This is a genomic window from Shewanella sp. SR44-4, from assembly GCF_014163715.1.
Taxonomy (GTDB): domain Bacteria; phylum Pseudomonadota; class Gammaproteobacteria; order Enterobacterales; family Shewanellaceae; genus Shewanella.
The window spans coordinates 45,296-56,976 of record NZ_JACJDU010000033.1; the positions used below are offsets into that span (position 1 = coordinate 45,296).

General features: G+C 40.4%; 8 protein-coding genes. 6 read left to right on the top strand and 2 right to left on the bottom strand.

All coding sequences use genetic code 11. From position 1 onward, the window contains the following. Positions 1-235: 235 nt before the first annotated feature. Complete coding sequence (locus tag H5125_RS14960) at positions 236-2,062, top strand: M61 family metallopeptidase (protein ID WP_182744642.1); 1,827 nt, start codon at positions 236-238, stop codon at positions 2,060-2,062. A gap of 402 nt (positions 2,063-2,464) precedes the next feature. Here the strand turns inward: H5125_RS14960 and H5125_RS14965 are convergent, their stop codons facing one another. Then, positions 2,465-3,022 (bottom strand): glutathione S-transferase family protein, encoded by a 558-nt coding sequence (locus tag H5125_RS14965; protein ID WP_162023579.1) that lies wholly within the window; start codon positions 3,020-3,022, stop codon positions 2,465-2,467. A 17-nt stretch (positions 3,023-3,039) separates the two neighbouring features. After that, positions 3,040-3,951, bottom strand: coding sequence for a recombination-associated protein RdgC (rdgC, locus tag H5125_RS14970; protein WP_101086499.1), 912 nt, complete (start codon positions 3,949-3,951; stop codon positions 3,040-3,042). Positions 3,952-4,276: 325 nt separating this feature from the next. Between rdgC and H5125_RS14975 the strand changes: the two genes are divergently transcribed. The 5 genes from H5125_RS14975 to H5125_RS14995 all read left to right on the top strand — a co-directional run bounded on the left by H5125_RS14975 (position 4,277) and on the right by H5125_RS14995 (position 11,367). Further along, on the top strand, positions 4,277-5,221 hold the full coding sequence (locus H5125_RS14975) for a porin (protein WP_182744643.1): 945 nt from the start codon (positions 4,277-4,279) through the stop codon (positions 5,219-5,221). A 196-nt stretch (positions 5,222-5,417) separates the two neighbouring features. Further along, the gene (gene phoB / locus H5125_RS14980; protein ID WP_011638217.1) at positions 5,418-6,107 is read left to right on the top strand and encodes a phosphate regulon transcriptional regulator PhoB; all 690 of its coding nucleotides are present in this window, start codon (positions 5,418-5,420) and stop codon (positions 6,105-6,107) included. A gap of 176 nt (positions 6,108-6,283) precedes the next feature. After that, positions 6,284-7,579: a phosphate regulon sensor histidine kinase PhoR gene (gene phoR / locus H5125_RS14985; RefSeq protein ID WP_162023578.1), complete on the top strand. Its 1,296-nt coding sequence runs from the start codon at positions 6,284-6,286 to the stop codon at positions 7,577-7,579. Between the two features lie 474 nt (positions 7,580-8,053). Beyond that, the gene (locus H5125_RS14990; RefSeq protein WP_101086502.1) at positions 8,054-9,025 is read left to right on the top strand and encodes a PstS family phosphate ABC transporter substrate-binding protein; all 972 of its coding nucleotides are present in this window, start codon (positions 8,054-8,056) and stop codon (positions 9,023-9,025) included. 560 nt (positions 9,026-9,585) lie between these two features. Further along, a complete protein-coding gene (locus H5125_RS14995; protein ID WP_182744644.1) occupies positions 9,586-11,367 on the top strand; it encodes a M1 family metallopeptidase in 1,782 nt (593 codons plus the stop codon). Positions 11,368-11,681 lie beyond the last annotated feature (314 nt).

Below are 11,681 nucleotides of genomic sequence, written 5' to 3' on the forward strand. Positions count from 1 at the left end.
ACATAATATGACCAGAGGAAAACATCGCAGCATAGTAAGAGATACCTTTTATAGTGTTAGTTAACGTGGACTTCATTTTTACGTGGAATGAATAAATAAATTTACCTGGGTCAGATGATCTCACCGGGTGTTTTCCACTAAATTGCAAATTGCCACTGTGTTAATGAGTCTAGATCGTTATAATTGTTCGGAATTTAAAATAAAAACAATAGAATCATACCAGAAGGAACCTAGAGTGAAACCTACTTCTCTTGCAATTTTAACCAGCAGTGCTATTTTTTCGATGAGTTGGGCAATGCCTGCACTTGCAGATGTCGATTACCATATCGATATTAACCAACCCACACACCATTTAGCCCAAGTGAGTGTGTCATTCCCTCAAACCAATTCGGATGTATTAACGGTCAATTTACCGGTATGGCGAACAGGTCGTTATCAAGTATTACCCGTTGCAGATGGCGTAAGGTTGTTTAATGCGACCGACAGTAAAGGACAATCATTACCTTGGAAACGCACTGCCAGTGGCGAATGGCAAATCGCCTTAACCAAACCTACATCGGTGAAGGTGACATATCAATTACATGCCAATGAGCTTGGTGATCGTTTACGTCACATTGATAGTAGCCATGCTTTTTTAGATGCCAGTGGTGTATTTATGTATAGCCCTGCATTTCGTCAGCAACCCGTTACGGTCAACATGGAAGTTCCTGAAGGTTGGAAAAGTTACTCTGGCATGGATAAAGGCAGCACATCACATTCATTTAAAGCGGCCAATTATGATGTGTTAGTTGATTCACCGATAGAAACAGGCATAAACCAACATGTCAGCTTTGAGGCTGACGGTCGTGATTACGACGTGGTATTTTGGGGCGAAGGTAATTACGATACTCAAAAAATTGTAACAGATCTCACCAAAATTAGTGGTCAGGCATCGGCTATTTGGCCTGATTATCCATTTAAACGATATGTGTACATGGTGCATGCAACCAGCGGTGCTCGTGGCGCAACAGAGCATCTCAATTCTACTATTATCCAATTACCACGATTTAATTTTCGTGAACGCGAAGATTATTTACGCTTTATCAGTACCGCCTCGCACGAGTTTATTCATACATGGAATGTTAAAGCTTACCGACCTCAAGGGCTGGTTCCGTATGATTATCAGTCGGAAAATATGACCGATTTACTGTGGATGGCTGAAGGCTCCACCAGTTATTTCCAAAATCAGTTATTGTTACGCGCAGGAGTGATAACCGCCAAAGAGTTCTTTGACGATTTAAGTCAACGTATTGTGCTTAATCAACATAACCCAGGTCGTGAAGTCCAATCTGTCGCAGAAGCCAGTTTAGGCCAGTGGAGTAGCACTTGGGGCGATTATGCGGTTAATCACAGTGTGAATATTTACTCTGAAGGTTACTTGGCTTCAATGGCACTTGATTTTAGTTTGCTAAGCGATACGCAACTTGCTCATTCATATAGAGATGTCCATAAAGCGCTTTATCAACAATATAAAATTCCATTAAGTTATAACGTCGCGGACGTGCAATCTATTTTAAAAAATCTTTCTGGTAAAGATTACCAGTCGTGGTGGGCTGAATATGTAAACCAACCGTTTAGTTTATCTTTTGATGACTTGTTGGCACATGCTGGTTTGATCACGACTTATGGTAAATCTCCTAAAACAGAAGTAGATGCCGGAATGATGTTGTCTGGCTTATATAACGATTTAATTATTGCGAGTGTGCTAAAAAATGGCCCAGCTTGGAATGCTGGTGTTGCTGCCGGAGATGAAATTGTTGCTGTTAATGGTTTAAAGGTTACCGCGGATGGTTTAACTAAACGTCTTAATGATTTTAATGTTGGTGATACGATTAAACTAAGCATATTCAGGGATGAGCGGTTAAAGGAAGTGAGTTTACTCCTGACTGAACAACCCAAAGGTGACTTATCAATTGCATCAGTAGATAAGGTAACTGATGTGCAGAAAGCGTTTTATAAAGCATGGTTGGGGGTTGAATGGCCGTTTGATGACAAGGGTGAGTGGATTAATACTACTGACTAAAATGTTGATTTGCATATACCCAAACGACCTTGAAATGCAGGATCCAGCATGTGGAGAAGTGACGCTTCAGAAACGATAACAAGCGAACGCTGCGCTCACGGATAAAGCGGTCTCGCGGCTTGTTATCGCCCTTTCGTTCGTCACCGCTTGCTACCTCAAGCGGTTGTGACAGCTTCGCTGTGCTGTCTGCTTTTATAGAATCTAGCCGCGTAGCGTCCTAGCAGCGCAGCGCTCTAAGAATAGTGATATTAATTCTCTTCAATCACTGCCTTGTTCAGTTATCCTACGGGGCTTTGAAACGAGCATGTTGAAGTGGCTTGGTTGAATATGTCATTCAGTATTGAGATGCGAGCCGTTATGATAAATAAAATGCCCTGAGAACAGGGCATTATTATGTGACGATTACGCCGGAGGAGCTGTTTCGATAAAAAATGGCTCTTTTTCTATCGTGGCTAAAAATATTTTCAGTTTTGGATAATCTTCGATATCAATCCGTTGGCGGAAAACCGCCCAACTTAAATAACAACCTAAACGCAATTGCACATCATTAAACGGTCCGTACAGCGGTAGTTCGAATTTTTCAAATTCAGCTAGTGTTGCGTTAATGCGTTGTGCTTGTCTGATTGTGTAATCAAAACGTTCAATATCAACGCCATCACGAGACAAGAAAAACAAGTTAATTGAACTGTCTAGAGCAGTATTGATCATGCAAAACTGATCAAGTTCTACCACGGTATCAAGGTACGTTTTTGATGACTTATGACGGATGTAGCGCAAGATAGCGCTTGAATCCGTTAACGATAACTCTCCATCGTGTAAAAAAGGAACCCGTTTTGTAGGGGATAGCGTTGCGCTGCTAGCCTGATCTGTTTCAATAAATTGATAATCTAATGTTGATTCCAATAAGGCTATTCGGCAATGCCGAACAAAGGGAGACGTAAAGCTACCGTAAAGTTTCATGGGATACCCTTATGGTATTAAACGCTTTGCTCTAAAGGACCAAATGCTTGATTTACCGCGTTGACGAAAGCCACTAATTCACTGCCCATCAAGGCAAAGTCAGCGTCTAAACGTGCTAATGGATCTTCGGTACCAACGTCATCACTACCTGCTCTAAACTCTTCAGAAAACTTAAGTCGTTTAATACTGGCATCAGACTGCATTAAAAAAGCAATCGACTGACCAAAATGCAATGCCAATTTGTGCACTTGCTTACCTGTCGCAATATGGGCAAGCACTTCATCTTCTTGAAGCACTTGTTGTTTAAAGCGAACGATACCGCCTTCATCAGAGTCTGACTTAAGCTCGGCTTCATCTTGCATTTCAAATGGCGCCGGTGCTTCACCCGCTTGCAACCATTGCGTTAATGTTGATTCGATTGGTGTGGCATAACTTAGCGGGATAACCGGTAAGCTACCTATCGCTTTACGAAGCAGTGCCAACAACTCTTCCGCTTTAGTCGCACTAGAACTATCAACTAAAATCATTTCTAGCTCAGGCATGATGAGTGCATGAGTTTGGCTACGTCGAGAAAATGCACGAGGCAATAATGTTGTGGTGATTTCGTCTTTAATGGTGTCTTTTTCTTTTTTAGTGACTTTCCGATTCTCTAACTCTTCAATCTCTGCCACTTTTTCATCTAAGGCTTCTTTGATTACTTGGCCTGGGAGAATTTTTTCTTCTTTCGTGACGCAAATTAGATAGCGATTTTCGGCACTATGGACTAATGCCTGGCCTTTTTTGCCTAGGGCATTAGAAAAACCAAACTTGCTTATGTCTTGGCTTGAACAAGGAGAGAAAGTGAAATCAGCTAAGGCATTTTCTAATGTTTCGGTATCTGTCGTAAAAGGTTTGTTGAATCGGTACAGGGTGAGATTTTTAAACCACATAGAAGGCTCTCATTAATTAACAGGAAAAATAAGTTACTGCAGTTTACGGGATAGATGCAAAGCGGTAAACCTACAAAAAAACACTAATAATACGATCGCTGTCGTCGCTAGGGTTAGAATTCATCAAATTGTCACATTCCCCCAAACTTCCTTGAAACCACCGCTGTAGCTAGATCTACTGCACAATAATGTGGTTCGGTATGGCAAATATTCATTTTTAATCAAGCATTGCAATATTTCTGAAACATTCGCAAGGCAAAATTCTGCTCGTTCCGATACAACTAACCCAGAATAACCATGACGAAATATGCGTCGAAAGGATGAAATGATGAATGTTTTTTGTAAAACTCTATTAGCCTCTGCAATGGCAGCCTCTTTAGTATCAAGTGCTTATGCGGCAGATCCTCTACAAGTTTATGGAAAATTAAATGTTACAGCACAGTCTAATGATGTTAATGATGAAACTGAAACAACTATTCAAAGTAATGCATCACGTTTTGGTGTAACCGGTGAGTTTGAGTTAAGCAAATCATTAGAAGCTTTCTATACCATCGAATACGAAGTTAATACCGGTGATGATGACAAAGAAAACTTTTTAGCTCGTAACCAATTTGTTGGTTTAAAAGGTAACTTTGGTGCCGTTTCTGTAGGTCGTAACGACACTATCCTTAAAGTATCTCAAGGTAAAGTTGACCAGTTTAACGATTTATCTGGTGACGTAAAAAACATGTTCAAAGGTGAAAACCGTATGGCGCAAACTGCGACATACTACACACCTATGTTTGGTGATTTTCAAGCGGGTGTAACGTATGTTGCATCTGGCGATTCAGACCAAGTTGTTGGTGACAATACAACTGGTGAAGATGGTGTGAGCATGGCTGTAATGTACGGTGATGCAGGTCTTAAAAGTACACCAATATATGCAGCGATTGCTTATGATTCAAAAGTAAAAGGTTATGACACTGCACGTGCAACGGTTCAAGGTAAAGTTGCTGGCTTAGTTATTGGTGGTATGTACCAGCAACAAGAAGCAATAGATAGCGGTGTAACAGATAACGGTTTCTTATTAAGTACAGCTTATGACATCAATGATGCGACATTAAAAGCTCAGTATGTCGACATGGAAAACAAAGGCGATTCATGGTCTGTAGGTGCTGACTACAAGCTAGGTAAACCAACTAAACTATTTGCTTTCTACACAGCCAACTCGTTTGATTCAAATGACCAAGATGATAGCTATGTTGGTATTGGTATCGAACATAAGTTCTAAACCAGTCATCATGTGATGGTTAAATCTTCAATCAATTAAAAAGGGCTTAGGCCCTTTTTTTGTTACATGGCATTAACAGCAATGAATTTTTTATGACAGAAAGGCGTATTTAATGCCAGAATCAGCTGTTAGATCATAAATCTGTAACAAAAGTGTCCAATAATAGTCTCGTGGCAAATTAACGTAGAAACCCAATATGACAGCTAGGATATTAATAGTAGAAGATGAATCAGCAATCCGTGAGATGCTGACATTTGTGATGGATCAACATGGTTTTACGACAGCTGCAGCTGAAGATTTTGATTCAGCAATTGAGTTGCTTAAAGAGCCATACCCTGACTTAATTTTATTGGATTGGATGTTCCCTGGTGGTAGTGGCATCCAATTAGCTAAACGTTTAAAGCAAGATGAATTTACGCGTCAGATCCCGATTATTATGCTGACAGCTCGTGGAGAAGAGGAAGATAAAGTGAAGGGCCTTGAAGTGGGCGCTGATGACTATATAACTAAACCTTTTTCACCTAAAGAGCTCGTCGCACGAATTAAAGCCGTTTTGCGCAGAAGCGCACCAACGCGCCTAGAAGAAACTATTGATGTGCAAGGATTACAACTCGACCCTGTGAGTCACAGAGTGACCGTTGGTGACGCCGTGCTCGATATGGGACCGACAGAGTTTCGCTTATTGCATTTCTTTATGACCCATCCTGAGCGAGTCTACAGTCGAGAGCAGTTACTCGATAACGTTTGGGGCACCAATGTGTATGTTGAAGATCGAACTGTCGATGTGCACATCAGACGTTTACGAAAAGCCGTAGAAGAGGGTGGACATGATAAATTGATCCAAACTGTTCGTGGTGCTGGTTATCGATTTTCAACCAGAATGTAATTCGTATTGGCGGCTCGAAAAGTTCTGCCATGCTAGGCAGAGCTTTTTAAAAACTGTTTTTTTCGCTGTCTAGCCATAATAGTCGATTTAGGCTATCTTGTGGTTCCTCGTTAGCCCTAATAATCAGTAACGGCACTGAATGTGTTGGCGGCGTTACTTTCGTATTTAGGTAGCCTATGTTTATCTCGTACTCTGGATATCGTTTATTTTTCCGGTTAGCTATATTGCTTGTTTTATTCATGCTTATCGGCGCTTTATTCAATCAAGTTGTTATCGTTATGCTATTAGGCTCGATTGCATTACTTGTGTGGCATTATCGTCAAATTACTCGTTTAAACTTCTGGTTATGGAAAGATAAAAAGCTTACGCCTCCACAAGGGCGGGGAAGTTGGGAGGGCGTGTTCAATGGAATATATCGTCTGCAGGGCAAGAATCGACGAAGAGTGGGTCAGTTAGCTACGTTGTTAGCCCGTTTTCGTCAAGGCGCTGAGGCCTTGCCTGATGCGGCTGTAGTGCTTGATGCCGAACATAATATTTTATGGTGTAACAAGCTCGCTCAGTTAATCTTAGGCTTTGTTTGGCCTCAGGATAATGGTCAGAGAATTGATAACCTTATTCGCCATCCTGATTTTTCGACTTATATAAAGAAAGCACAATACAAAGAACCATTAGAAATCCCTTCTCCCGTGTCCGATAAGCGTTTACTTGAAATTCGAGTAATGAGCTATGGTGATCGACAATTGCTGTTAATCGCTCGAGATGTCACCCGAATTCATCAGTTAGAAGGTATGCGCAAAGATTTTGTGGCAAACGTTTCCCATGAGCTTAAGACCCCATTGACAGTATTACAGGGGTATTTAGAAATTATGCAAACCATGGAAGATGCAGACTCTCCTAATCACAAACCACTATCATTGATGCAGCAACAGACGACTCGGATGCAGTCGATGGTTGAACAGTTATTGGCACTGTCGCGCATTGAAGACGCGGTTGATATTGATTTATCGCAAACGGTCAATATGTCATTGATGATGGAAATTCTTAAAGAAGAAGCCAAAGCTCTTGCTGGCACCGACTATACATTAGTGTTTAATTGCGAACCCGGTTTGAATACCCATGGTAATGAATTGCAATTACGCAGTGCTTGTTCCAACTTGATTTCAAATGCAATACGTTACACCACTCCCGGTGGAACGATTTCGGTTAATTGGAAAAGTGTTGCAACCGGAGCGTTGTTTTCGGTGACCGATACCGGAGTGGGTATCGCTCCACAACATATTAACCGCTTAACTGAACGCTTTTATCGAGTAGATAATGCCCGTTCAAGTAAAACTGGCGGCAGTGGTTTGGGGCTAGCGATTGTAAAACATGCTTTAAACCATCATCACAGTGAGCTTAAGGTGATAAGTGAGTATGGTAAAGGCAGTATCTTCAGCTTTGTTATTCCAGCGCACTTGTTAGTTCGACAATAGCTAGCCTCTAGATTTTCAATCCTTAAAAAACAGCATACGTGCTGTTTTTTTATTGCTGCTCCTCAGTTCAAATGGCTAATAATAATGAGCTAATCAGTTCAAAACCGCTGAGGAGCACTAATGTAATTAGTCTTAGAGAGATGGCGTTGAATCAATCGCTGGTATTGCATAAATTGCATCAATTAAACCGGTATGATGAATGTCATAATGTAGCGTTATTGCTATAATTTTAAGCAGTAATTATCTTGTTTGTAATGTGTTTAGTGGGTGTTTATCTATTGTACTAAATAATTTCTTATTACCTATATCCATTAAGTTGTTGATATTAATTGGCTTTGTTTTTGTTTTGTCAAATAAGACAGTTTTACTGCTGGTGTCACACAACTGTCATGTCAATGTCATAGACTTGTCATCAATGAGGTCGATACTGACTACGTTTTAAAAACTTAGTACGCTTAATTCTGGAGCATTAAAATGAAACTGAACAAACTTGTCGGCGCGATTACTCTTACAGCCGCTGGCGTATTCTCAGCAGCATCAATGGCTGCTATTGACCCTACTTTACCAATATACGAAAAAACAAGTGGTGTTTCTGGTAACTTGTCTTCTGTTGGTTCTGATACATTAGCAAATATGATGACGTTATGGGCTGAAGAGTTCAAACATATTTACCCTAACGTTAATATCCAAATTCAAGCGGCAGGTTCTTCTACTGCGCCACCAGCGTTAACTGAAGGAACTTCTCAGTTCGGCCCAATGAGCCGCAAGATGAAGCCTAATGAAGTTGAAGCGTTTGAAAAGCATTATGGCTACCAGCCAACGGCAGTTCGTGTTGCAATCGATGCGTTAGCTGTATTCGTACACAAAGATAACCCTATAACAGGCTTAAGCATTGAACAAATTGATGCGATTTTTTCTTCTACACATAAGTGTGGCGGTAAAGAAATTAACCGTTGGGGTGATGCCGGTTTAGATGGTAACTGGGCTGCAAAAGATGTTCAGCTTTACGGTCGTAACTCAGTGTCTGGTACATATGGTTACTTTAAAGAAAAAGCGTTATGTAAAGGCGATTTCCGTCCAAACGTAAATGAGCAACCAGGTTCTGCTTCAGTTGTTCAGTCTGTATCACAGTCATTGAATGCCATTGGTTATTCAGGTATTGGTTATAAAACTGCTGGTGTAAAAGCGGTCGCTATCTCTAAGAAGGGTGATAAGTTTATCGAAGCCACAGCTGCGAATGCTGCCGACGGTACTTACCCACTTTCACGTTACTTATATGTTTATGTGAACAAGCATCCTAACAAAGACCTAACGCCAATGGATCGTGAATTCTTACGCTTCGTATTGTCTAAGCAAGGTCAACAAATTGTTGAGAAAGATGGTTATGTTCCATTACCAACATCTGTAATTACTAAAGATTTAGAGAAAGTAGGTATCAAGCTTTAATTAGGGAACTTTCCGTAAACTTAAAAAGGCCTCTTTGAGGCCTTTTTTGTTTTTTTTCGTTGAAAAAAAGATAAAAAAAAGCAACCTAACTAAGAGGTTGCTGCTATTGCTAAGGGCAATACTGTCGATAGATTGTTACTACTATCAAATAGGAGAATGATGATGAACAAAAAAACGCTACTAGCTATTAATAAAGTAATGAAAATTCGGTTCATATATTCAGACTAGTCATTTTTCAGTTAGTTCCCTTGAATGCAAAAAAAGTACTTATTTTTATTTAAAATAAATTTGAGTAGAAAATCCAGATATCAATGTAGCGGTAGACATTAAATGTGAAGGTATTGATCGATAGTCTCCATTAAGTTCAAAGCAGCATAAAACGAAAGTTGGAAGTGCAGAGCTAACTTTGCTGCTTAATAAATCTATATGCCTTGAATTGACAATCGTAGTGACTCTGAGTGACTCGGTATTAATGCGGATTTTTACAGCATATTTTTGGTGATGCTAATGCTATTATCTTTGCTAGATTTCATGTTTTATTGCCTTTGTAAGGATATTTTGTGACTGCAAAATGGAACGAACAACACGATTACCATTCAAGTGCCAATACTGATGCTTTATGCGTGCATCATCTTGAACTTAATATTGTGGTTAATTTTGACTTGCAGCAACTCAATGGCGTTGCCCGGTTGCAGTTTACCCGAAAAATGGCTGCACTTTCATTAGTGCTAGATTGCCGAGACTTGATCATAGAAGGTATCACCGACAGCGACGCTAATGTGTTGTCATATTATGTGAGTGATGTGAATGCCATATTGGGTCAAAAGCTGGTTATTGATGTGGGTGAACGATTAACTGAGGTGGTCATCCATTATCGTACATCAACAACTGCCCAGGGGCTTCAATGGCTTACTCCGGAACAAACCTTAGGCAAACAATTGCCTTACCTGTTCAGCCAATCGCAACCCATTAATGCTCGTAGCTGGATACCTTTACAAGATACCCCAAAAGCACGCATAACCTTTAATGCGACAGTTACCGCTCCGCAAGGTTTACGCGTGGTAATGAGTGCTGAAAATAACCCTGAATTGCCAGATAATGGTGTGTTTGAGTTTTGCATGAGCAAACCCATTCCAACACATTTATTAGCCATTGCTGTTGGAAAGTTAAGCTTCCAAGCCACTGGGCCTCGAAGTGGTATTTATACTGAACCCGGTATGCTTGCTGCTGCAGTTAAAGAATTTGAAGATACTGAATCAATGATCTTAATGGCAGAGTCCATACTAGGGCCTTATGCTTGGGGGCGTTATGACATGATTGTTTTGCCACCGAGTTTCCCTTTTGGTGGTATGGAAAATCCTATGCTGGCATTTATGACTCCCACGCTAATTGCTGGGGATAAAAGTCTTGTGTCCACGGTTGCTCATGAATTAGCCCATTCATGGACAGGTAATTTAGTCAGTAATGCGACTTGGCGAGATTTATGGCTTAACGAAGGATTTACCACTTACTTTACCAATCGTATTGTTGAAGCTATTTATGGTAAAGAGCAGGCAGAACTCGAATGGGTTATCGAGTACGGACGTTTGCAAGAGGAAATGGAATCGACTCCCTTAGTCAACCAAACTCTACCCGCCAATGTCCAAGACCAAGATCCTAATCTGGCATTTAATCGGTTTACCTACGATAAAGCATCGATGTTTGTTCATGAACTTGAAAGCCGATTAGGCCGGCCTGCATTCGATAGCTTTCTATCCCAGTATGTTGAGCATTTTTCGTTTCGCGCGATTACTACCGAAACATTCATTGATTATGTAAAACAGACATTGCTGGTGGAACATCACGATAAATTAACCCTGCCAGAACTCAATGAATGGGTATACGGGCAAGGATTACCACTATGGTTTAAAGGCCCTACATCAAGCAGCTTGGATAAAGTTGACTTGGCTGTGGAAGCTATTGTCAAAGGCGCTTCAGCAAGTGAGTTGTTGGTGAGTGAGTGGCGAGTTCATCACTGGCAGTATTTTCTGACTCAATTACCGTTAATGGTAAGCCAAGCCACGTTATTAGATTTAGATGATACTTTTACATTAACAAACAGTCCCAATGCCGAAATAGCGTGTGATTGGTATCGCGTTGCCATCCGTAATCACTATGATCCTGTATTACCAGCATTAAGTGATTATTTATGCCGTATCGGCAGAGGTAAATTTGTTAGACCTTTGTTTGTTGAATTACAAATAGCAGGCTATCAACAAGAATTAGCTGAAATTTATAAAAAAGCTCGTGCTGGTTATCATCCTTCATTGCAAATTCAGTTAGATAATTTACTCAATTTTTAACAAGAAAATGTTATGACCTTTAACATCAAAAAAAGACAAAAAAAATGGCAGCCATATTGGCTGCCAAAATAACTCTTTCCGGGTTGTCATTAACGGTGCGCTAGCGTGTTAATACTTCCCAATGGGGATGATGATGAACATTAAAACGGTGTAGCAGTAACTCAATCTTAACTGAAGTTTGAGGTAAGTAGGATAAATCACTAAGCAGTGTCATCAATTAACTCCGGGGGAGAAGGCTAACTCATCATACTGCACTTACTTCAAACTACATTTTAATCATTACATACTTGTTCGTACAATAAATAAGACCGGGT

Excerpts from the sequence above, each read along its gene's own strand:
- H5125_RS14965 (WP_162023579.1), bottom strand. The coding sequence starts at position 3,022 with ATGAAACTTTACGGTAGCTTTACGTCTCCCTTTGTTCGGCATTGCCGA.
- rdgC (WP_101086499.1), bottom strand. The coding sequence starts at position 3,951 with ATGTGGTTTAAAAATCTCACCCTGTACCGATTCAACAAACCTTTTACG.
- H5125_RS14975 (WP_182744643.1), top strand. The coding sequence starts at position 4,277 with ATGATGAATGTTTTTTGTAAAACTCTATTAGCCTCTGCAATGGCAGCC.
- phoB (WP_011638217.1), top strand. The coding sequence starts at position 5,418 with ATGACAGCTAGGATATTAATAGTAGAAGATGAATCAGCAATCCGTGAG.
- phoR (WP_162023578.1), top strand. The coding sequence starts at position 6,284 with ATGTTTATCTCGTACTCTGGATATCGTTTATTTTTCCGGTTAGCTATA.
- H5125_RS14990 (WP_101086502.1), top strand. The coding sequence starts at position 8,054 with ATGAAACTGAACAAACTTGTCGGCGCGATTACTCTTACAGCCGCTGGC.